At 69.2% G+C, this 25,701-nt stretch carries 19 protein-coding genes and 1 pseudogene; 5 read left to right on the top strand and 15 right to left on the bottom strand.

Annotated elements, in window-relative coordinates; genetic code table 11:
• Positions 1–59 precede the first annotated feature (59 nt).
• The 4 genes from DN051_RS38315 to DN051_RS38300 all read right to left on the bottom strand — a co-directional run bounded on the left by DN051_RS38315 (position 60) and on the right by DN051_RS38300 (position 4,411).
• Positions 60–1,172 carry a mandelate racemase/muconate lactonizing enzyme family protein gene (locus DN051_RS38315; RefSeq protein ID WP_053760383.1) on the bottom strand — a complete coding sequence of 371 codons (1,113 nt, stop codon included), beginning with the start codon at positions 1,170–1,172 and terminating at the stop codon, positions 60–62.
• Positions 1,173–1,270: 98 nt separating this feature from the next.
• Positions 1,271–2,584 (bottom strand): MFS transporter, encoded by a 1,314-nt coding sequence (locus DN051_RS38310; protein ID WP_112441459.1) that lies wholly within the window; start codon positions 2,582–2,584, stop codon positions 1,271–1,273.
• A gap of 286 nt (positions 2,585–2,870) precedes the next feature.
• Positions 2,871–3,257, bottom strand: coding sequence for a MarR family winged helix-turn-helix transcriptional regulator (locus DN051_RS38305; protein WP_162625076.1), 387 nt, complete (start codon positions 3,255–3,257; stop codon positions 2,871–2,873).
• A gap of 278 nt (positions 3,258–3,535) precedes the next feature.
• Positions 3,536–4,411: a fumarylacetoacetate hydrolase family protein gene (locus tag DN051_RS38300; RefSeq protein ID WP_053760380.1), complete on the bottom strand. Its 876-nt coding sequence runs from the start codon at positions 4,409–4,411 to the stop codon at positions 3,536–3,538.
• Positions 4,412–4,610: 199 nt separating this feature from the next.
• Here DN051_RS38300 and DN051_RS38295 point away from each other — a divergent pair, with 199 nt between their 5' ends.
• Both DN051_RS38295 and DN051_RS38290 read left to right on the top strand, forming a co-directional pair.
• Positions 4,611–5,885 (top strand): FAD-dependent monooxygenase, encoded by a 1,275-nt coding sequence (locus DN051_RS38295; RefSeq protein ID WP_063797328.1) that lies wholly within the window; start codon positions 4,611–4,613, stop codon positions 5,883–5,885.
• Positions 5,882–6,928 carry a cupin domain-containing protein gene (locus DN051_RS38290; protein WP_053760379.1) on the top strand — a complete coding sequence of 349 codons (1,047 nt, stop codon included), beginning with the start codon at positions 5,882–5,884 and terminating at the stop codon, positions 6,926–6,928. Before DN051_RS38295 ends, DN051_RS38290 begins: the two co-directional genes overlap by 4 nt.
• 354 nt (positions 6,929–7,282) lie before the next feature.
• Here DN051_RS38290 and DN051_RS38285 read toward each other — a convergent pair whose 3' ends face one another.
• Positions 7,283–8,419: an alpha/beta hydrolase gene (locus tag DN051_RS38285; protein WP_234388874.1), complete on the bottom strand. Its 1,137-nt coding sequence runs from the start codon at positions 8,417–8,419 to the stop codon at positions 7,283–7,285.
• 284 nt (positions 8,420–8,703) lie between these two features.
• On the bottom strand, positions 8,704–9,102 hold the full coding sequence (locus tag DN051_RS38280) for a YunG family protein (protein ID WP_053760378.1): 399 nt from the start codon (positions 9,100–9,102) through the stop codon (positions 8,704–8,706).
• 866 nt (positions 9,103–9,968) lie between these two features.
• Here DN051_RS38280 and DN051_RS38275 point away from each other — a divergent pair.
• Together DN051_RS38275 and DN051_RS38270 are read left to right on the top strand one after the other, a co-directional pair.
• Positions 9,969–13,697: a S8 family serine peptidase gene (locus DN051_RS38275; protein WP_112441457.1), complete on the top strand. Its 3,729-nt coding sequence runs from the start codon at positions 9,969–9,971 to the stop codon at positions 13,695–13,697.
• Between the two features lie 320 nt (positions 13,698–14,017).
• A complete protein-coding gene (locus DN051_RS38270; RefSeq protein ID WP_112441455.1) occupies positions 14,018–14,491 on the top strand; it encodes a MarR family winged helix-turn-helix transcriptional regulator in 474 nt (157 codons plus the stop codon).
• Between the two features lie 288 nt (positions 14,492–14,779).
• Here DN051_RS38270 and DN051_RS38265 read toward each other — a convergent pair whose 3' ends face one another.
• The 3 genes from DN051_RS38265 to DN051_RS38255 all read right to left on the bottom strand — a co-directional run bounded on the left by DN051_RS38265 (position 14,780) and on the right by DN051_RS38255 (position 16,493).
• Positions 14,780–15,028: a hypothetical protein gene (locus DN051_RS38265; protein ID WP_112441453.1), complete on the bottom strand. Its 249-nt coding sequence runs from the start codon at positions 15,026–15,028 to the stop codon at positions 14,780–14,782.
• A gap of 84 nt (positions 15,029–15,112) precedes the next feature.
• On the bottom strand, positions 15,113–15,568 hold the full coding sequence (locus DN051_RS45310; protein ID WP_162625075.1) for a hypothetical protein: 456 nt from the start codon (positions 15,566–15,568) through the stop codon (positions 15,113–15,115).
• Positions 15,569–16,010: 442 nt separating this feature from the next.
• On the bottom strand, positions 16,011–16,493 hold the full coding sequence (locus DN051_RS38255) for an Lrp/AsnC family transcriptional regulator (RefSeq protein ID WP_053757828.1): 483 nt from the start codon (positions 16,491–16,493) through the stop codon (positions 16,011–16,013).
• A gap of 164 nt (positions 16,494–16,657) precedes the next feature.
• Between DN051_RS38255 and DN051_RS38250 the strand changes: the two genes are divergently transcribed.
• Complete coding sequence (locus DN051_RS38250; protein ID WP_112441449.1) at positions 16,658–19,009, top strand: transketolase-like TK C-terminal-containing protein; 2,352 nt, start codon at positions 16,658–16,660, stop codon at positions 19,007–19,009.
• Between the two features lie 286 nt (positions 19,010–19,295).
• Here DN051_RS38250 and DN051_RS38245 read toward each other — a convergent pair whose 3' ends face one another.
• From DN051_RS38245 to DN051_RS38225, 6 genes and pseudogenes are all read right to left on the bottom strand, one after another.
• On the bottom strand, positions 19,296–20,279 hold the full coding sequence (locus tag DN051_RS38245; protein WP_246040758.1) for an SDR family NAD(P)-dependent oxidoreductase: 984 nt from the start codon (positions 20,277–20,279) through the stop codon (positions 19,296–19,298).
• Positions 20,276–21,169, bottom strand: coding sequence for a helix-turn-helix domain-containing protein (locus DN051_RS38240; protein ID WP_112441447.1), 894 nt, complete (start codon positions 21,167–21,169; stop codon positions 20,276–20,278). Before DN051_RS38240 ends, DN051_RS38245 begins: the two co-directional genes overlap by 4 nt.
• Positions 21,170–21,210: 41 nt before the next feature.
• Entirely contained in the window at positions 21,211–22,059 is an 849-nt protein-coding gene (locus tag DN051_RS38235; RefSeq protein WP_112440744.1) for an oxidoreductase, read from the bottom strand.
• 659 nt (positions 22,060–22,718) lie between these two features.
• Positions 22,719–23,996: a M16 family metallopeptidase gene (locus DN051_RS46800; protein ID WP_246041178.1), complete on the bottom strand. Its 1,278-nt coding sequence runs from the start codon at positions 23,994–23,996 to the stop codon at positions 22,719–22,721.
• A gap of 246 nt (positions 23,997–24,242) precedes the next feature.
• Positions 24,243–24,875: pseudogene (locus DN051_RS47905) on the bottom strand (caspase family protein); the annotation flags it as partial.
• Positions 24,868–25,218 carry an effector-associated constant component EACC1 gene (locus DN051_RS38225; protein WP_112441445.1) on the bottom strand — a complete coding sequence of 117 codons (351 nt, stop codon included), beginning with the start codon at positions 25,216–25,218 and terminating at the stop codon, positions 24,868–24,870. The gene DN051_RS38225 and the pseudogene DN051_RS47905, both read right to left, overlap by 8 nt.
• Positions 25,219–25,701 lie beyond the last annotated feature (483 nt).

The raw sequence follows: 25,701 nt of genomic DNA, 5'->3' as shown, positions 1-25,701 counted from the left end.
GTTGTGAAACGCATACGGTGACTGCACGGGGAGGGTCCGGGAGCCCGCCCTCGGCATTGTCAGGCCGACAGTTCCACCCTGCGCACGCGGTGGGCGGAGAGCCGGTCCTCGTCCCACCGCAGACCGTGCCCCGGCCGGTCCGGCGGCGCAGCACGACCGTTACGGATCTCCAAGGTCTCCACCAGGAGGTCGTCAAGGAGCGGGAAGTGCTCCAACCACGTCGTCGCCCGTCCCGCGGCAACGAGATGGACATGCAGTTCGGGGAGGAAGTGCGGGGTGACTGACGTGCCGTGGGCCTCGGCAAGAGCGTCGATCCGCAGGAACTCCGAGACGCCCCCGGCCAGTGGCGCGTCGGGCATCCAGATCGGCGCGCTCGTGGTGAACGCGGTGAATCCGCTCGCGTCCAGCACGTGCTCACCCACCGCGAGTGGAGGTGCCTGGCGGGAGGCCAGTGTCCGGTACGCCTCGATGTGGCGCGTCGGCACCGGTTCTTCGAACCACAGGACGCCCAGGTCTGCCAGGCGTGGCGCCATCCACACCGCGGTGGCGAGGTCGAGGCGCTCATTGGCATCAACCATGATGCCGACGCCGTCGCCCAACGCCTCGCGTACGGCGGAGACTCGGGCGACGTCCTCGGCCGGCGGGCGAACGCCGACTCGCAGCTTGACGGCGGAGTAGCCCTCGTCGACGTAGGAACGGGAACCCGCGACAAGCTCCTCGGTGCTCATGGCGTGCGTGGCCCGTCCGCTGCCGTAGACAGGGACCTCGTCACGATGGGCGCCGAGGAGCTGATACAGCGGGAGTCCCCTGCGCGTGGCACGCAGGTCCCAGATGGCGATGTCGATCGCCGATGTGGCCAGCCGTGTGATTCCGGTGCCGAGGCGGTGGGTCGCTTCCTGCATCCGGTACCGGGTGCGGTCCCATTCCGCCAGCGGCATACCGGCGACGGCCGGCAGGTGCAGTTCCTCGATGAGTGCGGCGGTCGCGGCCATGCCGGGGCCGAGGGCGTAGGTGTAGCCGGTACCGCTCGCGCCGTCGGTGTCGGTGAGCCTGACAATGACGAGCTGGAGCTGTGTCGCGCCGGACCCGCCGCGAGCCGCGCCGAGCGGCAAGTCGACAATCTGGAGCGCTGCACGGGCGATCCGTCCCTGGTCCGAGGGCGTGCTGGGCATAGTCGTTCCTGTTTCTGGTCGGCGGACTTCTTCTCAGCGAGGCGATCGGTCTCGGCCGCGGTTTCCCCTGCGACGAGACCGCTGCTGGGCTACGAATGTCAGTCGTCGAGCAGCGAGCGGGTCTTCGTCTCGGGAGAGAACAGCAGGGCGATCGTGCCGATGAGCGCGATTCCGCAGGCGTAGAGTCCGAGCAGCAGTGGCGAGCGGCCGCCGGAGACCAAGCTGGTCGCCACCAGCGGAGCGAGGCCGGCGAACAGGCTGGCGAGCATGAAGCCGGTCGACGCCCCGGCGTAGCGGACCCGTGTGGGGAAGAGTTCGGCCAGCCAGGTGCCGATGGGCCCGAGGATCAGCGTGAACGGGACCATGGTCAGGCAGAACCCGAGGGCTATGAGTACGGGGTCAGCGGTCTCCAGCAGGCTGAACGCGGGGATGACCAGCAATGTGACGCCGACCGAGCCCGCGATCATCGGCATCTTGCGGCCGAACCGTTCGACCACGAGCGCGGCGGGAATGATCAGGATGCCGTGGGTCGCGGCCGCGGCGCAGGCGATCAGCACCATGGTGCGCGGCGCGATGTGCAGTGTCTCGGCGCCGTAGGAGACGGAGAACGTGGTGATGAGGAACCACGTGGTCAGCCCGCCGAGCGCGACGAGTGTCGCCATGAGGATGCGCAACGGGAACTCACGGAAGACGGCGATCATCGGCGCGCGGTCCAGTTCCTGCTTGGTCGCCGCCTCCTCGAATGCCGGTGACTCGGTCACCCGCACCCGGACCCACAGGCCGACGCCCACCATCGCGACGCTGAGCAGGAACGGCACCCGCCAGCCCCAGGTGAGGAAGCCGTCAGGGCCGCTGAGGGTGGAAGTGGCGGTGAAGACCACGGCGGCGAGCACGAAGCCCAGCGGCGGTCCGATCTGCGGGAACGACCCGAAGATCGCGCGGCGGTGGGCCGGTGCGTGCTCGGTGGCCAGGAGCACCGCACCGCCCCACTCACCGCCCACCGCGAGCCCTTGAAGAACACGGCAGACGATCAGGAGAACGGGCGCGGCGACGCCAGCGGTGTCGAAGGTGGGCAGGAGGCCGATGGCGACGGTCGAGCAGCCCATCAGCAGCAGGCAGATCAGTAGCGAGCGGCGTCGGCCCACTCGGTCGCCGATGGTGCTGAACAGGGCCGAGCCCAGCGGCCGGGCGACGAACGCGACCGCGAAGGTCGCGAAGGCCGCGAGCATGGAGGCCGTCGCATTCTCGGAGGGAAAGAACAGCGGCCCGAGCGCGAGCGAGGCAGCCATCGCGTAGACGGAGAAGTCGTAGTACTCGATGGTCGTCCCGACGAGGCTGGCAACCGCGACCCGGGCGGGTCTCGGTCGGACAGCCGTCGCGCGGGCTGACGAGGGTGGGGACGAGACGCTCATGGGATTCTCCTGCGGCTCTGGAGGGGCGTCAGCGGACGACAGGAGGCATCTTCGGCACAGCCCCTGTCAGCTTCATCAGTATGCTGATCAATTTGAGGGGGTGCCGCCCCGGTGTCAATACGCTGGTAAGGAGTCATTCAAGAGGCGGGCGCGGCACGCACCCGCCGCACGGCGGCCGCGTGCGGTGACAGCTGCCACGCGGCACAGTGCAGGGCAGAGCAAGGTGACGCAGGTACAGCAGTCCGCCGGACGGGCGAGGCCTGCACGGTGGTGGAGCGCCGGAGGGTCAGTCCTCGCGGTAGTCCAGGAGCCCCCGGTGCTGTTCCAGCAGGGAGCTGAGCAGGGCCAGCAGGGCCGCGCGCTCTTCCTCGCCGAGTCCGGCGAGCATGGTCTCGTTGACCTGGGCGGCCCGTATGGTCGACTCGGCGTACAGGGCGCGGCCGGCCGCGGTCAGGCGCACGACCCGCCGACGGGCGTCGTCAGGATCCTTGGCCTGGCTGACCAGGCGGCGCGCTACGAGGCGGCGCACCATGTCGGCGGTGGTGGAGCGGTCCAGCCGGGCCTTGGAGCGTAGCGCGGTCTGGTTCAGCGGGCCTTCGTGCGCAAGAGCATGCAGCACGGCGAATTGCGTCGAGGTGATACCGCCGGGGAAAAGGTCGGTCCAGATCGCCACGTGGAGTTGCTGGCAAGCACGCAGCAAGTGACCGATCATGGCGGAAAGGTCGAACTCGACAGCCTCCGTGGGCTTGTGGCGGCCAACCACCACGCTCCACCCCTCTTCGCCGGTCGCGAGGCCTGCTTCGTCCTCCGCATCATCACTTGCGAACAGATCATACAGCGGGGCAGGCCGCGGAGTACGGATAAGCAGAGATGGCGATTAGTCCGCACAGGGACGATATTCCCAGGCGTCACCCGTTGCCACAGTCACCTCGACGGGAAGGTGGGCGTGCGTCAGGATTCCCGGGTCCCGGTGGGCGACGGGCCGGCGCCCGGCTTCGTGGCGACGGTCACGGCGAGCGTGCCGATCCCCGAGAGGGTGACCGTGATCGCGTCGCCGTCGGCAAGGGGACCGACACCGGCCGGGGTGCCGGTGGCGATGACGTCGCCGGGTTCGAGGGTCATGACCGTTGAGATGTACGCGATGAGCTTGGCGACGCCCCAGATCAGGTACCGGGTGTTGGTCTTCTGACGTTCGGCCCCGCCGACCGTGCACACCAGGTCGGTGGCATCGGCCGGGTCGGCCTCGTCGGGAGTGACCAGCCAGGGGCCGAGCGGAGTGAAGGTGTCGAACGACTTGCGGGTGGAACGGTCCTCCTGGCCGCGCATGGTGATGTCCAGGCAGCCCGTGTAGCCCGCGACGTAGGACAGCGCGTCCTCCTCCGACACATTGCGAGCGCGGCGCCCGACGACGACCGCGAGCTCCCCCTCCTGGTCGACCCTCCGGTCGGAGTAGGGAAGTTCCACCACGCCGCCGTGCGGGACCAGCGAGGACGGCGCCTTGAGGAAGACGGCCAGGTCGCTGATGTCGACGGTCAACTCCATCTCGGAGCGGTGGTCCCGATAGTTCACCGGGGCCGCCACGATCTTCGTCGGGTCCGGCACCGGCGGCAGCAGGGTGACGGAGTCCAGTGCCACGCCGGGGGCCTCATCGGGTGCGGGCAGCGTGTCCTGGACCTCGTCCCAGCGCTCCAGCAGTCGGCGCATGGCACTGAGCGAGCCGGGCTGCCCGTACCCACCGATCACCTCGCCCAGATCGACGATCCGGTCCTCGTGGACGTAGCCGATCCGGTCGATACCGGAGCCGTTGTCGTAGCTCACCAGTCGCATGTGTGCCTGCCTCAGTGGGGTCGTCGGGGTCGGAAAGGCCCCTGTTCTGGATTCAATCCGTATGCGGACGATAGGTGGCGACTGCCGAAGAGGTCAAGGCATTAAGCCGCATGTTTCAAGGCCATTGACAGCAAAGTCTAAGTCGTGCCAAGTTCATCCGTATGCTGATTAATTCGCTCCGTACAGGAGCGTGGGTCTGATGTCATCGACCACGCCTTCGTTCCTCGTCATCGGCGGTGGCATCGGTGGACTGGCTGCCGCGCTCGCCCTCGCCCAGGACGGCCACGATGTGCGCGTACTGGAACGGGCTCCAGAGTTCACCGAGGTCGGGGCCGGTCTCCAAGTCGGGCCGAACGCCTCTCGTGTCCTGGAGCGCCTCGGCGTCCTCGACGCCGTCACCGCCACCGCGTTCTTCCCGAACCACCTCACGATCCGTGACGCGATGTCCGGCGAACGACTCGTGTCGCTCAAGACCGGCGACGCCTTCCAGCAGCGCTTCGGCCACCGATACTTCGTCGCCCACCGCGCCGACCTGCACCACGCACTGCTCACCGCCTGCCGGGACTCCGGCCGGATCGAACTCCTGCCCGGCAAAGAAGTCGTGGAGGTCCAGCCGCAGCATCCAGGGGCCCTGGTGCGTTGCGCCGACGGCAGTGTCCACTCCACCGGCGCCCTCGTCGGGGCCGACGGACTGCGCTCGCGGGTGCGGAGACTGCTGGTCGGCGACGCGGAGCCGGTGGACTCCGGCTACGTCGCCTATCGGGGAACCGTCCCGATCGAAGAACTCGCCGGTATCGGAGGCCTGCGCGAGCCGGACAGTATGGTCATCTGGGCCGGACCGGGACTTCACCTCGTGCAGTACCCGGTGCGGCGCGGCGAGCTGTGCAACCAAGTCGCCACGTTCGACACTCGCCGCTACACCCAGCACGTCGGCGACCACGGGGCTCAACTGCGTGCCGCCTTCGCTGCGACCTGCGCCGACGTCCGGGCCGGCATCGCGCTGATGAACTCCTCCCGTCGCTGGCCGCTGTTCGACCGCCCGCCCGTCACCGGCTGGAGCCGCGACGGCATCACCCTCGTCGGAGATGCCGCGCACCCCATGCTCCAGTACCTCGCACAGGGCGCCTGTCAGGCCATCGAGGACTCCGTCGCGCTCGCCGACCGCGTCGCTGCCCATCCCGGCGACCCCCGAGCCGCCTTCGCCGCGTTCGAAGCACTGCGCGCACCGCGCACTGCCCGCGTTCAGACCACCGCCCGCGCCTGGGGCGAGGTACTGCACGTCGACGGCATAGGCGCGCACCTGCGCGACGCTCTTGCAGCCCACCAGGCCGAGGACGACTACAGCGTCGTCGACTGGCTCTACGGATTCGACGCCGCAGGCACCACCAACGCCGCACCTCAGGCGCCGGACACCGCCCACTGCGATCCGGCCCCGGATACCGCACTGCACACCACCAGGGAGATCCCGGCATGAAGCAGACACCTACGTCCGGTAGCGAGACCGACACCGCCTACCAAAAGATGGACGCGATGAGCGTGGGCCCGCTCTGGCGACACCTCGGCAACCTCTTCCCCGCCGAGCCGCCGATGCGCGCCGTTCCGTTCCACTGGAGCTATGAGCAGCTCCGCCCGGTGATGGAACACTTCGCCACCGCGCTGTCCATCGAAGAGGCCCAGCGACGCGTACTGATGCTGATCAACCCCGGCATGCGGGACACCTCGGCCACCGTCACCGGCCTCTACGCCGGCATCCAGATCATCCTGCCCGGCGAACAGGCGCAGGCCCACCGCCACTCGTCCAACGCCTTCCGCTACATCATCGAAGGCTCCGGCGCGTACACCACCGTGGCCGGCGAACGTGTGCACATGAGCCCAGGCGACCTACTGCTGACCCCGGGCTGGGAATGGCATGACCACTACCACGAGGGCGACGGGCCGATGACCTGGCTGGACGGCCTGGACTTCCCTCTGGTCAACTCGCTCGACACCGCGTTCTTCGAGCTGCACCCGGAAGCGGCGCAAAAGAGGACGACCGCCGACGACCTGTCCTCGAAGCAGTACATCCACGGCCGCCTCAACCCGACCTGGACCCAGCAGGCGACGCTCGCCTCGCCGGTCGGCAAGTACCCCTGGACAGAGACCGAGCGCGCCTTCGCGGCCATCGCCGACCACGCCACCGGCAGCGAAGTGGACGGCATCTCCCTGGAGTACACCAACCCGTGGACCGGCGGCCCGGTCATGCCGACGATGTCCTGCCGGGTGCAGCGGCTCGTGCCCGGTTTCCAAGGCGCCGCCCGGCGGCACACCGCCGCGACCATCCTGCACGTCGTGCGGGGCCAGGGCCGGACCGTGATCAATGGCGAGGAATTCGCCTGGGGCGACAAGGACGTCTTCGTGGTGCCCTCGTGGGCGTCCTACCAGCATCTCGTCGACGCCTCCGCCGACGCGGTCCTGTTCGCCTATTCCAACGAACCAGTCGTTCGGGCCCTCGGTCTGTACCGCGAAGAGCTGCTCTGACCAGCCCGGCGGGCGGCGTGAAGCCGTGCCGACCGCGCCGCCCGCCGAACCACTACTCGCAGACGCATATCCACACGAGCCGCACCCACGACGCACAGCAGCGCCCCGGACGACCCTCGTGCCGGCCTTCGACATGAACGAGACACCGCCCGACCTGCAAACACCCGACCTGCGATCTTCCTCAAGCCGCCCTGGAGAAGCACCGCCACCAACCTCGGCAGGATGGTGGCGGTGCTTCTCCACTCGGCGGCTTCCACTGTTGTGGCGCTCCCCCAGCCGTTGGACGGCGACCGCTTGGTCGCCTCGCCACGGCTCGGGGTTCCGGCGCCTCCACGTGGACCGCGGCTCTCGCTGCTACTTGCCCCCGACCGGGGTCGTCGCGTAGAGAGCGTCGCGGAGGGTCGCAGTGGTGCGAGCGACGGCGTCCTTGTTGGCCTGGGTGTCACGCAGCGCGTTGAGCATCATGAAGTCGTGGGTGACACCGCTGTAATGCGATGTCGTCACCGGGACGCCGGCCGACTTCAACTTGGAGGCGTAGGCATCGGCCGCGTCCTTGAGCACGTCGGAGTCGGTGATCACCAGGGCCGGCGGGAGACCGCGCAGTTGGTCGACCGTTGCCTTCAACGGCGAGGCCAGTGGGTTGTTGCGGTCGGCGACGCGTGGAGCGTACGCGTCCCAGTACCACTTCATGGCGGGACGGGAGAGCCAGCAGTTTTCGGCGTAGCGGTGGTAAGACGCGGTGTCGAAATCGGCGTCCGTGACCGGGTAGAGCATGACCTGTTGGCGGAACTTCGGGCCGCCTCGCTGCTTCGCCATGAGTGTGACTGCGGCAGTCATGTCACCACCGACGGAGTCTCCGACTACAGCCAGCCGGCTGGAGTCCAGGCCGATTTCGCCTCCGTGCTCGCTGACCCACTTGGCGACGGTGTAGGCCTGCTCGATCGGCACCGGGAACTGTGCCTCGGGTGAGGGGGTGTAGTCCACGAACACGACTTCGGCGCGGGCCCCGTTGGCAAGTGCCCGTACGAGGCGCTCATGGGTCTTGAAGTTGCCGAGGACCCAGCCGCCGCCGTGGATGTAGACAATGCCGGGCAGCTTTCCCTTGACGCCTTCAGGGCGCACGATGTGCACATTGACAGGGCCGGTCGGCCCGCCCGGCACGGTGCGCCGACTGATCTCAGCGGGCAGCATCGGCACCGGGCCTGCCTGCAGCTTGTTGAGCACGTTGCGCGCGGCCTGGTACGACAGGTCGTACAGCGGCGGGCCACCGGCGGCTGCGAGCTGGTTCAGGAAGGCCTGGTCGATCTTCTCCAGCTCCTGCGGCGGATTGCCGCACGGCACATACTTCGCCTCCTTGGCCGGCGCCGCCACATCACGGCCCGTCTCCGTGACGGCGCCGTTCCGGACGTCACCACAGGCACTCAACGTCGTGGCTGATGCGGTCAGGAGTGCGGCCACGGCGACACGGCGCAGGCGGCGTGTCTTGGGCACGCTATGTGATACTCCCATGTCTGCGAATTCCCTACGTGAAGGCGTCGACCCCCTCCGTAAGCGTGGAGGCTCCATCCGACCTCCACCATCAGTGTTAGCCCGGACGAGTCACACCTCGGGTAAGCCCGTTTCGGCCGATCCGCCGGCCATCGGCGCAGCAGTACTGTCGGTCGTGGGCGCTTCGTGGTCGGTGTGCGGCAGGGCACCGGCCGACTGCGGCTGACCCGGGCCACCCGCCCAGAGGATGTCGTCTCCCTGGCCTCGGCCAGCTGATCGCGGCCTCTTCAAACGGGCTTCGGAAGATGACCGAGGTGCTTGATGACCCGCTCACGCAGCAGAAGGTACTCCTCCCAACGGCGGGGCAGAGGGCCCGGCGGGCGCTCCACGACACGGGCAGCGGTGACGGTCTGACCTCGCTGGAACTGCTCGCGCGTCAGATCGAGTTCCACCCCGCTGGGCAGCCGGTTCCACCAGTGGAAACCGCGCTGGGCCCCGTCGAGGTGCACTTCACCGACCATGAGATCACCGCCGAAGAGGTCGTTGACGATCAAGGCCGTGATGTCGCAGTGCCCCCAAGCCGGGTTGCCTGGCTGCCAGTCGGCCTGATCGTCGGGCGAGCACGTGTCCGCGGCCCAGCAGGCTCGCAGGGCCTTGTCGAGATCGAGCAGGTTCCAAGGGATCACGCTGGCAGCATCCCATCCACCACTGACATCGAAGCCGACACAGACTGCACAGGCCTGCCAGCATGTCATCGTCAACCCGCAGTTGATCGGGACGCAGGAGCTGATCCTTGCCGCTGGTGAGGTCTCTGCGCCGTCCCAGCAGCCGGTGGCAGGACGCCAGCGCGCTCGGCAAGCACAGGCCGAGGTTGTATTCGGCCCTGGTGATCTCTTCAGCGGGCCACCTGTCGTTCTCCTCCAGCATGCTCAGCCAGCTCTGAGCGAACCACTCGATGAAGCGTGACGCGCTCTCAGCGTCACGGATGGTGGCCATGGACCCCGGTGAGTGCATGCTCCCGCGGCACAGGACGACTCTACTCAGCCCCCACGACGTTGCATGGAGTGCGACGAGCACATGCGCGCATGGTCGGTCGCGCGCTCGCTACGACGAAGAGACGGGTCGTCACCAACCGGTCCGTCCTCCACACCGCCCCTGTCATCGTGCTGCCGACCTGGGGCCAGGGCTGACTGGCTGCCCCTCGACCTCACAATGCTGAGCGTCGCCCATGTGCGGCACCTCGTCCCTGACGCGCTTGGGTTCCACGTCCGCGGCCGCGAATCAGCGAGGCACGGCGATGCTGCGGGCGTTCGTCGAGGTGGGCCGGGCACATCATGGGCCCCGACCGAACGTCTCGCCGCGAGTATCGCCGCTTGCGCGCGTCGGCGATGACGCCGCATCACATGTTGCAGTGCACGATAGCACCGACGATCTAGCGCTGAGAAGGTCTTCCAAGCAGCGCTATCGGCGTGGGAAAGTCTCACATCCCTCCAGTGGGCCGTGCCCGTCCGTGATGTGACGGCCTGCCCTTCCCTTGCAGCAAGGAACGCTCATGCACGCATCGCTCAGACGCTGGGGTGTGTCGGCAGCCGTCGGCGCACTCGTCGTGGCGCTGGCACCGCCCGGCGCCGCGGCCCTGGCGGACCCGCCCCGCGCCCGCGCGGCAACGGCAGCCGGTACCACCACTCAACTTCCGCCGGGCAGTCACACCATCACGCTCGTCACCGGCGACGTGGTGACCACACGGCGCTCAGGCTCATCCGGCGGCACGGTGGAGGTCCGTGGCGCCGCCGGTGGTCCCGCGCAGGCCCGTGTCATGGAGGCGGGTGACGATCTGTACGTCTACCCCGACGCCGCTATGCCTTACGTGGCGGCCGGTTTGATGGACCCGCGGTTGTTCAACGTCACCGGTCTCATCGCGCAGGGGTACGACGACGCCCGCAGCGAGCGACTGCCGCTGATCGTCTCGTATCGCAGCGCTGCCGCTGCGCGCAGCGGCAGCATCGACCTGCCGCCGGGGGCCGCCCGCGTACGCGTCCTGGACAGCGTCCACGGCGCGGCCCTGACCGAAGAGCGTGACCGGGCAGGCGACTTCTGGCAGGCCGTCACCGGTGATCGGCCGGAGTCGCGGTCGGCCGCGGACGAAGGGCTCACGGACGATCCGCCCGCCTTCCGCGGTGGAATCGACCGCATCTGGCTGGACGGAGTCGTCGAGGCCGAACTCGCCGACAGCACCGCGCAGATCGGCGCACCCGAGGCATGGGCGGCCGGCGCGACCGGTGCGGGGGTGAAGGTGGCCGTCCTGGACACGGGTGTGGACACGGAACATCCCGACCTGGTGGACCGGGTCGCGGCGGCCCGGAGCTTCGTGCCGGGCGAGGACGTGACCGACCGCAACGGGCACGGAACCCACGTCGCCTCCACCGTGGCCGGATCGGGCGCCGCCTCCGGCGGCCGAGAGCGGGGTGTGGCCCCTGGCGCGGAACTCCACATAGGCAAGGTGCTCGCCGACGAGGGTGTCGGCCAGGACTCGTGGGTCGTGGCCGGTATGGAATGGGCCGCCCGGGAAGCGCGGGCGGACGTGATCAACCTGAGCCTGGGGTCCGGGGCCGCGTCCGACGGCAGCGACCCGCTCAGCACGGCGGTCGAGCGGCTGAGCGCCGAGACCGGCGCCCTGTTCGTCGTCGCCGCGGGCAACACCGGTGCGCCGATGTCCATCAGCGGCCCGGGAGCGGCGGACTCCGCCCTCACGGTGGCGGCCGTGGACTCCGCCGACAGCCTGGCCCACTTCTCCAGCCAGGGACCGCGGGTCGGTGACGGAGGCCTCAAACCGGAGATCAGCGCCCCCGGCGTCGACGTGCTCGCCGCACGCTCCCGCCACACCGCCGGCGAGGGTCCGTACCAAACCATGTCGGGCACCTCGATGGCGACCCCGCACGTCTCGGGTGCGGCGGCCCTCCTGGCCGCGAGCCACCCTGAACTGACGCACACGCAGCTCAAGGACCTGCTGGTCAGCAGGTCGAAGCGGACTCCCGCGCACACCGCCTTCGAAGGCGGCAGCGGCCGCGTCGACATACCAGCGGCGCTGCGGCAGGGGGTGTTCGCCTCCGCCACCGCCTTCGCCGGACGGGTCACTGCGGCCGGTGCGACCGCGACGGTGAGGCGTCCGGTGACCTACACCAACCTGGGAAACGCCCCGGTGGCGCTGTGGCTCTCCGTCGAGGCACCGAACACACCGCAGGGTATGTTCCGGCTCTCCACTGACCAGGTGGTCGTGCCCGCCCACGGGACGGCCCGTGTCACCGTCACCATCGACGCAGCCCAGGCCACGGCCAGGACCCGCTACTCAGGTCAGATTCTCGCCACCGACCCGCGCGGCCGGGCAGTGGCCCACACCGCGGTCACCGTCGGCGACGTGGCACACCGGCTGACCCTCGTCCTCAAGGACGCCGACGGCAAGCCGACGACCGGCGTGATCGAGGTGCTCAGGTCCGGCTTCGACCTGCCCGACTTCTTCCTCGTCGACTCATCCGGTACCGCGAGCGGATTCTTCCCCGAGGACGACTACTCGGTGCTGGCCTTCAAGGCCGTCGAAGGCGTGCACGGAGCCCGGTCCCAAGGGCTGGCGCTGCTGGGCGACCCGGAGGTGCGACTGGACCGGCCGACCACCGTGACGCTCGACGCCCGCAAGGTAAGCCGGGTCGACATGACGACGCCGCAGCAGACCCGGGTCACCCACCAGCGTGTGGAGTACCACCGGTCTTGGGGCGAGCGCTCCTGGCGCTCGACCCGTGAGTCCCTCGTCGGCTACGACAGCCTGTGGGCGACACCCACCGCACACCGCGTCACACGGGGCGACTTCCACTTCGCAGCGCGCTGGCGCAAGGAGCAGCCCGCGCTGACCGTCTCCACCCGCACCGACGACTTCACCGACGTCCTGCGCCAGGAGTACGTCACACCCCTGCCCGAGGGACGCCACCGGCTGCCCCTCGTCGCGGTGGGCAACGGGACGGACGCGGACTACGCGGGCCTCGACGTCCGCGGCAAGGCCGTGGTGGTGCGCCGCACGACCGAGGTGGGCGACCTGACGCAAGCGGCAGCCGCCGTGCGCGCGGGCGCCGAGCTGCTGCTGGTCGTCAACGACGAGGCGGGGCGGGCCGTACGGCCGTACGGTATCGATGCCACGGAGCCGGCCCCGATCGACGTGGGCCTGCTCAGCCCGGACGAGGGGCACGAGCTGCTGCGGCAGGCCGCGGGCCGCCGGGCGTCGGTCACCGTCGAGTCCCAGCCGCTCAGCCCCTACGTCTACGACCTGATGCACACCTGGCACAACGAGATCCCCGACCGGCTCGTCGTCCCGGGCGGCTCCCACAACCTGGCGCGGGTGGACGTCTCGTTCACGAACACCGCCGCCCCGGAGGACTTCGGCGGCGAATGGCGCTTCGACCGGCCCGCGTACTCCGACTGGGGCCTCGGTGTACCGGTGAACCGGCCCATGACCGGCGAGCGGATCGACTTCGTGTCCACCGGCAAGGGCTACGAGTGGGGCCAGGAGGCATTCCTCCAGACGCTCTACGAGACCGGCCCGCGGCTCAGCTACCGACCCGGCAGCCGGTACACCGACGCGTGGTTCGGGCCCCTTCAGCGCCCACGCCTCAATGACAACTACCGTTTGCCCGGCCGCAGCGGCGACCGGCTGGTCCTGGACGTGCCCGCCTGGGGAAGCGCCGACCATGTCGGCTCGTCCCTGTCGGGATACGACGAGCAGTCACTCGCCCTTTACCAGGGCGCCACCCTTCTCGCCCGGGGCGGGTACTTGATCACGGCCACCGCGCCCGGCGCGCAGCGGCTGCCGTACCGACTGGTCGTGGACGGGAACCGGTCCTCCCAGCACGCGAGCCCGTACTCCACCGCCACGCACACCGAGTGGGGGTTCACATCGGCGGCGTCAGCGGCCGGACGGACGGACACGCTGCCGCTCATCCAGGTCGACCACGAGGTCCGGACGGACAGCCGGGGCCGAGCCGGCCGGGACGCGGCCGTGACGGTGTCCGCCACCCATCTGGCCGGCGCGACGGGCACCGGCACTCTGCATCCCGCGAGCGTGGAGGTGTCCTACGACGACGGCCGGACCTGGCACCGGGTCGCCGCCGGCCGCGACGGACGATTCGCCCTGTCCGCTCCCCGGCAGGCCGACTTCGTCTCACTGCGCACAACAGCCCGGGACTCCGCAGGGAACACTGTCACTCAGGAGGTGACGCGGGCCTTCGGCCTGCGCTGAGTCGTTCACGTGCGGGCCGCGTCGTCGGCGTGGCCCGCACGGCCCCGATGAGCCGGGCACCCGCGGCCCGCGCCGGACTGGTCCGAGCCGAGCCGAGCCGGTGCTGGTGCGCCGTCCGCGAGACCACGTACCGGTCCGGGCGCGGGCGCTCAGGGCTCGACAGGTAGGTGGGGAGTGCCGTGGCTGCGGTGCGGCTTCACGGCCGCTCCCCAGTGCAGCGCGTGGCCCTCGTTTCTCCGGGAACCCGATGGCGCGCCACCGGTCGAGCGTCATCAACAATCCACATGGCGAAATAGTTTTCGGTTTGATAATATTTTTGCGTGAGTCTAGACGTGAACGTGATCGGCGAAGCCGAAACCGACCCTCTGAACCGGCTCGGGTTTCTGCTGGCTCGACACGGCGCCAGCTCGAACGACCAAGTGCGCCGAGCGTTCACCGAGTGCGGACTGGGGCCCCGGCAAGGCATGACTCTGATGCTGCTCGGCCAGTCCGGCGCCGTGGCCCAGCAGGCACTCGCCGCCAAGCTTCAGATCGACGCCAGCGTCGTGGTCGGCATCCTCAACGAGCTGGAATCGTCCCAACTCGTGGAGCGCCGCCGGGATCCGTCCGACCGGCGCCGGCACATCGTGGACATCACCGACAAGGGACGTGATGTTCTGGCGAAGGCCCGCGAGGCCGTCAGCGACGTCGAGCGGAGCCTCTTCGGTGGCCTCTCCCAGGAAGAGATCACCGTGCTGCGCGAACTGCTGGCCCGCATCCGAACCTCGCCCAGCGACGAGGCCTGCTCCGAGTAGCGGCCGGGATTTCTCGCTACGTCACGAAGTCAGTCGGCCCGGTACGCCGGCACACCGACACGGGTACAGACCCCACTCCTCGGCGGAGCCGTCACGCGCACCCCGAAGTTCATCGCCGTGATGCGGCGGCCCTTGAGCCCTGACCTCACCACCACAGACCCCTGCACCGCAGCCGACTGTTCATGTCGGCTGGGTGTGCGGTGGAGCGGACAGTGCAGAGCGCTGAGTGCCGGGCCTTTGTGGGGCCCGGCACTCAGCGCTCTGCACTGTGTTTCTGCCGTCGTGCGGTCAGATCTTCGCGGTGCTCACGGACGGTTCCGTGACCGGTGTGCGGCGGTGTTTGCCGTGTCCGGGAAGGTGAAGGGCGGTCAGGCCCTCCTCGGCGGGCCGGCCGCGGTGGCGTCCGGCGTCGGGGGATCCCGCGGTGGACCTCACGCGGTGGATGGCGGTGAATACGGTGGTCTTGAGCATGATGGACTCCGGATTGTGCTCGTCGGCATCGGTGACGCCGCGCTCCCGGCCGCGCGCCGGCGTCACGTGGACGTCGCACTGGCGTCGCGGTTGCGGTCGCGGCGGGGTGACACCGGCGTGGTTGTCGGGCGATGCGGCCCGGATGCCGTTTCAGGCCTGGTGGCTGTTGTGCTTCTGGCCGTCGGCGATGCGGTCGAGGTTCCAAGTGTGGACGTCGTGCCGGTGGTCCTTGAGGACGATGACGATCCACTTGCCCTCGATCCAGCGGAAGTAGCGGTGGCCGTCGTAGCGGTAGTGGTGGCGGTCGCGGTCGCTCCAGTACCAGTAGCCGTCGTGTCCGCGGTCCCATCGGTCGTTCCAGCGCCACCGGTCGTTCCGGTCGTCCCGGTCGTGACGCTTCACGTCGCGGTCGTAGCGCTCGCTGTCGCGGTCGTAGCGCTGGGCGTCGCGGTCGTGGCGGTCGGTGGTGGCGACGGTGGTGGTCCGCTGCTCCGAGGAGGTGGGCAGCGAGGCCGCGGACGCGGCGCCGGCCGTTCCGACGAGGGCGGCCCCGGCCACTGCTGCCGAGGTGGTGGCGGTGGCGATGAGTCGAATCAGCTTGTTCATGTCTCTGTCTCCTTCTGCGCCCGCCGATGGGCGGGGAACGACGGCTCTGGGGGGTGAAGTCCGTTCGTCGGGCGTGGTGTTCGCCCGGCCGTCCGGGGAGTCGCCCTGCGGTGGTGGTTCACCGCTGCGGCTCCTTGCCGTCGTGCATTGAACCTAACAGATGATTGAAGTGCATCAATCATTAGTGCTGTGTGACGGTTACCTCAGTTGTTCAATCCTGAACAGGGCATTTTCTGCCGAGCGGGGGCGTTGGGCCGAAGCTGATCGTCGGGAAGCGGACATGGGTCGGCCCCGGGGCCGCACTGGGTGGCGGGCGCCCCGGGGCCGGGGATTACGGGTGGTGCGGTGTGACTGTCGGGCACGTCAGCAGCAGCCGGAGCATCCCCTGCCCAGCGATGAATGTTCTCCCCCGCTGCTCAGGCTGCGCCGACCCGTCGTCCGGCTACCCGCCTGCCGCGGTCCGGCGCAGTACCGGTGTGAGGCGGTGCGGCACCAGTTCCCGCATGGCCAGCGCCGTGGTGGTGCGCTCGACGCCGGGTACCGCGAGGATCCGTCCCGCCACCCGGTACAAGTCCTCCGCATCTGCAGCGGCCACCCGGACCAGCAGGTCGGTGTCGCCACTGAGACCGAAGACCTCCACCACCTCGGGGATCTCCGCCAGTGCCCCCGCCGCCTCAGCGAGCCGGTGCTGGTCCACCCGCGCCGTGACGAAGGCGGTCAGAGGCAGGCCGAGCGCCCGCGGGGTGATCCGGCGCTCGAAGGAGCCAAGAGCCCCGGTTTTCTCCATCCGGGCCACCCGGGCGTGGACGGTGTTCCGCGACAGCCCCAGCCGCTCGGCCAGGGCGACCACCGTGGCCCGCGGGTCGGCGGCCAGCGCCAGCAGGATCTGCGCGTCAGTCGCGTCCAGGCTTCGCTCGCTGCTCATGGTGCTCGTTCGACCGCCTTCCGTCCGAGTCTGTCAGGAACCGACGCTGAGCATATTGCTCAACATCGAGACGTCATCTTGTGCAGATGGGAAGGCGACTGTCTACTGACTGCGCACAAGGCGCAACTTCCCAGGCATCGTGACGAGTACGGAGGTGGTCGGTGATGGTCCCGGACGCTGAGCCGAGGACGGCAAAGGGCGCGGACCGTGTCGCCGCCCGGCAGCAGGAGATCGCCGCGCTGGAAGCGGTGGAGCAGCGGCTGCTGTGGCTCTCCGCCTCGATGGTCGACCACGCCAACCGGGTGCGCCCCAACCCCTCGGGCATGAAGGTCGGCGGACATCAGGCGTCCAGTGCCTCGATGACCTCGATCATGACGGCGCTGTGGTTCCACGCGCTGCGGCCGCAGGACAGGGTCTCCGTCAAACCGCACGCCTCACCCGTGCTGCATGCGGTCAACTACCTGCTGGGCGAACTGGACGAGTCGTATCTCACGACCCTGCGCACTTTCGGCGGCCTGCAGAGCTACCCCAGCCGCTCCAAGGACCCCGACCCGGTCGACTACTCCACCGGGTCAGTGGGCATAGGCGCCACGGCTCCCCTGTGGGGAGCCCTCGCACGGCGCTTCGTGGAAGCCCGCTTCGGCGGCGCCGGCACCGGCCGGCAGTACTCACTGCTCGGCGACGCCGAGCTGGACGAGGGCGCGATCTGGGAGGCCGTCCAGGACCCCATGGTGCCGCGCCTGGGCGAGGCCGTGTGGGTGGTCGACCTGAACCGCCAGTCCCTGGACCGCGTGGTCCCCGGCATCGCCGCCGAAAGGCTCCAGGGCATGTTCGCCGCGGCGGGCTGGCAGGTCATCACCCTCAAATACGGCTACCTGCTGGAGAAGCTGTTCACCCGCCCCGGCGGTGACTCCCTGCGCGCCCGCATCGACGCCATGGGCAATCCCGAGTACCAGCGCCTGCTGCGCTGCGCCCCCGAGCGGCTGCGCGAACGTCTGCCCGGCACCGGCTCCACCGCGGCGCCCATCGCCGGACTCATCGCCACCCTGGACGACGCCGAACTCACGTCCGCCCTGCGCAACCTCGGCGGCCACGACATACACGCGCTGACGGACGCCTTCGACTCCGTCGACGACACCCGCCCCACGGTGATCTTCGCGTACACCATCAAAGGCCGCGGACTGCCTGTCGAGGGACACCCGCAGAACCACTCCTCGCTGCTCACCGGTGACCAGATGACGGCCCTGGCGGAACGGCTGGGTACCGATCCGGTCCGTCCGTGGGCCCGCTTCCCCGAAGGCTCGCCGGAGGCATCCCTGTGCACGCGGACCGCCGAGCGGCTGCGGCGCCCGGCCCACCCACTGACCTCGCCGCCCGCCGTCCCGGCCGATCTCGGCCGCCCGGCGCCGAGGGGCACGGGCACCACCCAGCAGGCCCTCGGACGCGTCCTGCTGGACCTCACCCGCCGGGCACCGGAGGCCGCCGAGGCGATCGTCACCGTGAGCCCGGACGTCAGTTCGTCCACCAACCTCGGCGGCTGGCTCAACAAGGTGGGCGTCTGGTCGCCGGTCGATGTCCCCGACTGGTTCGCCGACGACTCCGAGACGATCCTGCACTGGCGTGAGCGGCCCACCGGCCAGCACATGGAGCTGGGAATCGCCGAGACCAACCTGGCCGGTCTCCTCGGTGAGCTGGGCGCGACCTGGAGCCGCTGGGGCAGGCCGCTGCTGCCGATCGGCGTGGTCTACGACCCGTTCGTCAATCGGGCGCTGGAGCCTTGGTCGTTCGGCATGTACGCGGGTGGGCAGTCGATCCTCGTCGGCACCCCGTCCGGCGTCACCCTCGCTCCGGAGGGCGGCGCCCACCAGTCCGTCACCACGCCGTCGCTCGGCATCGAGCAGCCCGGATGCGTCGCCTACGAGCCCGCCTTCGCGATCGACACCGAGTGGTGCCTGCTCAGCGCCTTGGGCAACCTCGGCCGTCCTGACGGGAGTTCGGCCTACCTGAGGCTGTCCACCCGCCCCGTCGACCAGTCCGCGGCAGCCGTGCCCACCGACCCCGCCGCGAGGGAACGCCGCCGCCGCCAGGCCGTCGCCGGGGCCTACCGGCTGCGGCAGCACGAGCGGCCGGTGGTGACCATCGCCGCAATGGGCGCCCTGGTGCCGGAGGCGCTGGCCGCGGCCGACCGGCTTGCCGCACTCGGCCACGGCGCCGATGTCGTCTGTGTGACCAGTGCCGACCTGCTCTTCCGCGCGTTGCTGGCTCGCCGGGGGCAGTCCGACGGGCCGGCCTGGATACTCGACCAGGTTTTCCCCGCAGAGCGGGCCACCCCGCTCGTCACCGTGGTGGACGGCCATCCGCACACGCTCGCCTTCCTCGGCACCATCCGGAACACTCCCGTCACCACGCTGGGCGTGACCCGCTTCGGTCAGTCGGGTTCGATCGAGGACGTCTACCGCCACCACGGCATCGACACCGACAGTGTCGTCACTGCCGCACTCGACCTGGTCGGATGAGCAGCACCGGCCGGGCGGCCGACAGGGCCCGGTCCCCGGCGGCCGCCCTCGGTCCGTCGCGGGCCCCGCAGCCCGAGGGGGCGCCGGCACCGCTCAACCCGTCCGCCGAGGGTGCCTCGACGCCTGACCGCCCGCCCTCACCCTCATGCCCGCCCCGACGGCGGTCGTGAGGGTGAGGGCCGTCGGACGAGCGGTCCGCCGAGCACCGTGCCGCCCTGCTCGATGCGGTGCGCAGCGCTCACCGAGCCGCGATTGTTGAGGGACGGCCCACGGCGCGTTGAGGCAATCAGCGGACGGCTACGCTCGCACAGTTCCAGAGCCGGTCGGCCGCCTTGCGGTCGAGGGCATGCGCGGCGACTCCGCCGCGCTCCTCCTCGTCGCCGCGTACCACCTTCGCTTCCTGGTTGTCCTCGAAGTATGCCCCGGTGACACCTTTGAGCAGGGGTGAGGCTGCGAGGAGTACCGACGTGGCGGCGCCCTGCTCGGGGGTTTTGAAGTGCGGTGGGATGACGATCTCCCCGTCGGCGTCCATGACCCCCATGGCGCGCAGGGTGTCGTCGTCCAGATGGCGCTTCAGGTTGGTCATGATGAATCCGGGGCTCGCCGCGTTCGCGGTGATCCCGTCCTCCGCCCAGCGGCGGGCGCCGACCGCGAAGAGGACATCGGCCGTCTTGGACTGGCCGTAAGCCTGCCAGGCGTCGTAGGGGCGTCGCTCGAAGTGCGGGTCGTCGAAGTCGAAGGGTGTCTTGCGATGAGCACCCGAACTCACCATGACAACGCGGGCTTCTCCAGCGGCAGACAGGGCGGGGTGCAGTGCTGTGGCCAGTGCGAAGTGTCCCAGGAAGTTCGTCGCGAGCTGCATTTCCCAGCCTCGCGAGCTGAGCTCACGCGTCGGCAGGGCCATGATCCCGGCGTTGGCCACGAGGATGTCGAGAGGACCACGCCACGCCCGTGTGAAGGCCTCGACGGAGGACAGGTCCGCCAGGTCGAGCGGCACCGCGGTCACGGCGCCGGACTGCGGCAGGGCGCCCAGCTCCCGGACAAGCTGCTGCGCGAGTTCGGGGCGGCGCGTGGCCACGGTGACCTCCGCCCCGGCCGCGGCCAGTACGCGGACGGTCTCCGTGCCGATACCCGAGGCGCCGCCGGTCACCACGGCGCGGCGACCGGTGAGATCGATGCCGTCGAGTACCTCTGCGGCGGTCGCGCGGACGCCGAACGGCGTCACCACCAGCGGCCGGTGGGTGGAAGACGGGGGGTTCACTGCGGTCACGCGTCCTTCGTGTGGTTCTGGGTTTTCGTCGCGGGCCGGGTCTGGGTGGAGGCCCAACTCGTCAGGAACGCCAGCGCCTCCGCGGAACTCGTGCCCGGCCCGGCCGTGTAGATGAGCAGCGACTGGTCGTTCCCACCGCGGACCTCCAGGACCTGGAAGTCGAGGTCCAGGTCTCCCACGACCTGGTGGTGGAAGGCCTTGCGGCCCTGTCGCTGTGCTCGCACCCGGTGGTCGGACCACCAGGTGCCGAAGTCGGTGTCCTTCAGGGACAGTTCGCCGACGAGCTGCGCAAGTTCGGGATCGTCCGGGTAGCGCGCCGCGTCCATCCGCAGAAAGGCGACGCATTCGCGTGCGGCACGGGTCCAGTCCCGGTGAAGACCACGTACCTGGGGGTGCAGGAACGTCAGCCAGATGTGGTTGCGCTGCTTGGGTGGGAGCTTTGCGAAGTCGGTGAACAGGGCGGCGCCCAGGTCGTTCCAGGCGATGATGTCCATGCGGCGGCCGAGGACCAGGGCGGGCACGTTGACCATGCTGTCGAGCAGGACCCGGACGGCCGGGGAGATCTGCTGGCGCCGTGGGGCGGCGTGGGTGGTGGCCGGTTTGGATCCGGCCGGGGTGGTGCTGCTGCGCTCGGCGACGCGCAGCAGGTATTCCTCTTCGTCGGGGCGGAGGTGGAGGGCCTGTGCCAGCGCGGAGAGGATCGCGGGGGAGGCGGACTTCACGCGGCCCTGTTCGAGGCGCACGATGTAGTCCACGCTGATCCCCGCGAGGGAGGCCAGTTCCTCTCGTCGCAGGCCGGGTACGCGGCGGCGTCCGCTGGTGGGCAGGCCCAGGTCCTGGGCGCTGATCCGGGCCCGGCAGGCGCGCAGGTAGTCGCCCAGTTCCGTCATGGGGGCCTCCTGGTGGGTGGGGGTTTGCGGGCCGGTGCGGGTCAGTTCTGTGCGGGGACCTCGTCGTGGTCGGTCGAGACCGCCAGCGGGCGCCAGGCGTTCGCCTCGTCGCGCAGTTGTGCGACCTTGCGGTTCATCTCGTCGGCGCTGTCCGTGCCGAGCTGGAGGCGCAGCGGGGGTGCTTCGGCGGCGGCGATCGCGAGGATGGCCGCGGCGCCCTTGACCGGGTCGCCGGGCTGGGCGTGGTTCAGGCCGGGCACGGCGTCGCGGACCGCGCCGGAGGTCGCCGCGTAGTCGGTGATGGTCCGCTCCTGGACGTCCAGGCTCGTTGCGTCGAGGAAGTCGGTGCGGAAGTAGCCGGGCTCGATGATGGTCACGTTCACGCCCAGGGGTGCCAGTTCCTGCCGCATGGCTTCGGAGAGGCCTTCGACGGCGAATTTCGTGGAGCAGTAGACGCCGAATCCGGCGACGCTGCTGAAGCCGCCGATCGAGCTCAGGTTGATGATGTGTCCCTGATTCTGGTTCCGCATCACCGGCAGCACGGCCCGGGTCACATGCAGCAGGCCGAAGACGTTGGTGTCGTACACGGCGCGCACGGCGTCGGCGGAGGTCTCCTCGACGGCGCCCAGCACCCCGCGGCCCGCGTTGTTGACCAGGACGTCGATCCCGCCGAACGCGTCGACCGCCGCGGCGACCGCCGAAACCGCCGCCGCCTCGTCGGTCACGTCCAGGGCGAGCGCGAGCAGACGGTCGCCGTACCCGGTCAGCGCCTCCTCGACCTGCTCGGGCTTACGAGCGGTCGCCACGACCCGGTCGCCCTGCTCCAGGGCCTGGCGGGCGATCTCCAGCCCGAAGCCACGGGATGCACCGGTGATGAACCACGTCGTCATGAGAAACCTCGTTCGTCATAGGAGAAAAGCGGATGAGGTGGGGGCCATGCGCGGCGGCCCTTTGCCCGCACCGCCGGTGTCGGCCCTTCGGACCGCCCGGGGCACCTCGTGATGTCGGGTGCATTCATGGTCGATGCGGGCGTGGTCGATATCCAGGCACGTGTCTTCCTGGGCAGGCGAACATGGGAAAGCCAGTACCAGGATCCGAATGCTGCGGGTTCGACAGTGTCGCGGCTACCCTCAACGGCGAGTGCGCCGTCCCGGTGCCACCATCAGACACATACTGCCCGAGTGCTGAAAAATTCCTGCGTTGCGGCGCCCTTCCCGCGATGCGTGCGGCGATCCGCGAAGTCGTGACGGAGCGAAACGATGCATCCCTTCGAATACGTCGGAATCGCCGAAGCCGAACAGGCGGTCTCGATGGTGACCGCGGACCCCGGATGCGTCGCTTCTCGCCGGGGGCACCACCCAACTGGATCTGATGAAGGACACCCGTCTGAAGCTCAAGCGTCTGACCGAGCGCGGAATCCTGGCCGGGACCGAACAGGGCCCGTTCACCCAACCGCGACCGCAACCACCGCGGCCGGCCTGTCCGCCCCTCCCGAAAGAGTGAAACAGACATAAAGGCAAGTACCGCCCTTTGAGAGCGGGTGGAGCAGTCAGGAGTCCCAGTACGGCTCGTAAGTGAGCACAGCGCGGTTGTTCCGGACCAGATAGCGTGCGGCGACGGCTCGCACTTCCCCGGGTGTGATGGTGAGGACGTTGCCGAGCGCGCTCCAGACGAGCTGGGGGTCACCGAAGAGTACGGCGAAGCGGCACAGCTCGTCGGCCCGGCCGGCGACGGTCGCCAGCCGGTCGAGCCATTCACGTTCCAACTGAGCCTGCGCGCGCTCCAGTTCGTCGGGGGTGGGACCGTCGGTGGCGAACCGGATCAGTTCGTCGTCCACAGCGGCCTCGAGAGCGTTGGCCGAGGCGTGACCGGAGGCTTTGACATCCAGCCAACCGAGGCAGGGGGCGCCACTCAGCCGCAGGAGACCGAATCCTGCGGTGACGGCGATGCGGTCCCGTCGCACGAGTCGGTTGTACAGACGTGAGGACTCACCGCCGCCGAGAATGGTCAGGGCCAGATCGGCGGCGTCGCATGCACGCTTGCCGTCACGGGGAAGGCGGTAGGCGGCCATGACGGCGCGAGAGGGTACGTAGTCCTCCACAGCCTCCCGCAGTTCCCTGCCGATGAGGTCGGGCAGCGAACCGTCCCGCCGGGTCGGCCTGCGCCCGGGCGACGAGATGGAGCCGAAGTACTTCTCGATCCAGGCGAGGGTCTGGTCGGTGTCGATGTCGCCGACCACGCAGAGGACGGCGTTGTCAGGCGTGTAGTACGTCCGGAAGTAGGCGCGGACCTGTTCCAGCGTGACGGCGTTGCGGTCGGCGTCCGAGCCGATGGGGGTGTGGTGGTACGGGTGCCCTTCCGGGTAGACCATGGCGGTCAGCTTCTCGAAGCCCGTGCCGTACGGGACGTTGTCGTAGCGCTGCCGGCGCTCGTTCACGCAGACGTCGCGCGCCCAGTCCATTTCCGTGTCGCCGATGGCGGCCAGCAGTGAGCCCATGCGGTCGGCCTCCAGCCAGAGGGCGAGCTCCAGATGATGGGCGGGCACGGTCTCGAAGAAATTCGCACGCTCGAAGCTGGTGGTGGCGTTCAGGGAGCCGCCGGCGCCCTGAACGAGTTCGAAGTGTCCGTTCCCCGCAACCGACGCGGAGCCGTAGAACATCAGCTTGCAGAACATGTGAGTCAGGCCGGTCTGCCCCGGCCCCTCGTGCCGCGACCCGACGTCATACCAGATGTTCACAGCCGCGACCGGCGTGTTGTGATCTTCGGAGAGCACCACCCGCAGTCCGTTGGCGAGGCGGTGTTCGGTGATGTTGACGCTGGCGATGATCCGTTCCTGCGCGGCGCGGGCCGCGCTCTGTGCCGCGGTCGCGCTCTTGAGGGAATCCAACTCCTCACGCAAGCGCGCCAGTTCGTGGTCGGCACCTGGGGCGGTCTCGGGTGGGGCGACGTTGTGCGCGAAGACAAACTCGCGGGCCGAGTCGACGCTGCGTTGCTGAGGGACAGGCCGGCCGTCGCGGGTGAGGTTGTCGTGCAGCTTGCTGAACAGCGGGTGGAGTCGCAGACCGGTCGGCTGGCCGGGGATTCCGGTCTCCACCAGGTCGGCGAGGTACTTGGTGAAGTAGGTCTGGGGCTTGGTGAGTTCCGGGTCGGTCTCGAACCAAGCGAGGGCATGGGCACTGCTGGCGGTCATGGTGTAAGCGCCTGTACGGGCGGCCAGATCCAGCAGCACCTCATTGTCCGCCCCAGCGAGAGCATGTTCCCGGACGGTGGCGATGCCTGAGAAGCAGCAGTCCAGCATGACCACCTTGGTGGCGGCCTCGCAGTGCTGCAGAGCCCGGCGAACGTCGGAGAACTCCAGGCTGGTGGTGGCCCGCCGGTGCCACGCTTTTCGGGAGCCGCGGAGCCCAAGGCACAACTGATCCTCGTTGTCGAGTTGACCGTGCCCGACGTAATAGAAGAGAGCGACGTCCGTGGCGTCCTCGAACAGGTCGAACAGCCGGTCCGGCAGATCACCGGGGCCGCGCTCGTTGGATATCACCTTCACCCGGCCCTCCGGCCACCCACAATGCGGGCCGGTGAGCAGCCGGAACATGCGGTCGAGGCTGTGTCGTGCCGCGGGAACCGGGGTGAGGTGCTCGTAGTCCCAGGTGCCGATCAGTACGGCCCGGGAGCGCGAGTGATCGAACAGCGGCGGCCGGTCACTCATCGAGGAGCTTCTCCAAGATCGGCATGACCTCCTCGACGTTGCGGGCGTCGACGGTCAGCTTTTTCCCGCGCACCGTTACCGTGACGGACAGGTCGCTGCGCCTGGCCCGCAGGAACTCCGGCAAAATCCTGATCGCCGCGACCAGAGCGGTGCTGGTGGCGAGCACCGTCAACGTGTCGAGCGCACCCTGCTCTCCGGGACCGGGAGTGCCGGCTACCCGGCGGACAACCACGCCGGGGATCGCGGCGAGGTCCAGCCACGTCCGCAGGGAATTCAGCTCGCCCTCCCGCGAAACGGCCAGTTCCAAGCTGCCCTGATGATCGGCGCCCATGATGTCCCACATCCCCGTAAACGACCTGCCTCAGGCTCGGCTTCGGAGTCGATCATTCTGCGGAAGCAGTTGTCAAGTACTGCTGGCCTTCTGCGAATTGATCCCGTCAGCGTGCGCAAGGACTGTTCTTTGAAGAGGGTGCATCCACCCTGATGACCGACATCAATTTGTTCACCTGAAAGGGCGGTAAGTGATTTTATGTCTGTTTCACTCTTTCGGGAGGGGCAGACCAGTCAGCTGCGCGATCTGCCCCATTTGCTGAAGTTGCGCATCATCGCTCCGCGCAGGGGCAGGTCATGCGGAAGCAGGTCCGACTGACAGCCGGTGCGATTCTGGTAGTGGAACGCGTTGACGATCTCCCGCTGCCTCCTCAAGGCAGCTCATGGCACTTTCCGGCCGCCCCACGGTCCGGACGCCCGCGAGATTGGTCAGCGTGTTGGGCCTCTCCCACCCGGTCGTTGAGCTCCCGGCAGAGGGCGAGGCCCCGCTGGTGAT

This window comes from Streptomyces cadmiisoli, from assembly GCF_003261055.1.
In the GTDB taxonomy this organism is placed as follows: domain Bacteria; phylum Actinomycetota; class Actinomycetes; order Streptomycetales; family Streptomycetaceae; genus Streptomyces; species Streptomyces cadmiisoli.
This window is presented reverse-complemented; position numbering and strand designations above follow the sequence as displayed.

Excerpts from the sequence above, each read along its gene's own strand:
- DN051_RS38315 (WP_053760383.1), bottom strand. The coding sequence starts at position 1,172 with ATGCCCAGCACGCCCTCGGACCAGGGACGGATCGCCCGTGCAGCGCTC.
- DN051_RS38310 (WP_112441459.1), bottom strand. The coding sequence starts at position 2,584 with ATGAGCGTCTCGTCCCCACCCTCGTCAGCCCGCGCGACGGCTGTCCGA.
- DN051_RS38300 (WP_053760380.1), bottom strand. The coding sequence starts at position 4,411 with ATGCGACTGGTGAGCTACGACAACGGCTCCGGTATCGACCGGATCGGC.
- DN051_RS38295 (WP_063797328.1), top strand. The coding sequence starts at position 4,611 with ATGTCATCGACCACGCCTTCGTTCCTCGTCATCGGCGGTGGCATCGGT.
- DN051_RS38290 (WP_053760379.1), top strand. The coding sequence starts at position 5,882 with ATGAAGCAGACACCTACGTCCGGTAGCGAGACCGACACCGCCTACCAA.
- DN051_RS38275 (WP_112441457.1), top strand. The coding sequence starts at position 9,969 with ATGCACGCATCGCTCAGACGCTGGGGTGTGTCGGCAGCCGTCGGCGCA.
- DN051_RS45310 (WP_162625075.1), bottom strand. The coding sequence starts at position 15,568 with ATGAACAAGCTGATTCGACTCATCGCCACCGCCACCACCTCGGCAGCA.
- DN051_RS38255 (WP_053757828.1), bottom strand. The coding sequence starts at position 16,493 with ATGAGCAGCGAGCGAAGCCTGGACGCGACTGACGCGCAGATCCTGCTG.
- DN051_RS38250 (WP_112441449.1), top strand. The coding sequence starts at position 16,658 with ATGGTCCCGGACGCTGAGCCGAGGACGGCAAAGGGCGCGGACCGTGTC.
- DN051_RS38240 (WP_112441447.1), bottom strand. The coding sequence starts at position 21,169 with ATGACGGAACTGGGCGACTACCTGCGCGCCTGCCGGGCCCGGATCAGC.
- DN051_RS38235 (WP_112440744.1), bottom strand. The coding sequence starts at position 22,059 with ATGACGACGTGGTTCATCACCGGTGCATCCCGTGGCTTCGGGCTGGAG.
- DN051_RS38225 (WP_112441445.1), bottom strand. The coding sequence starts at position 25,218 with ATGTGGGACATCATGGGCGCCGATCATCAGGGCAGCTTGGAACTGGCC.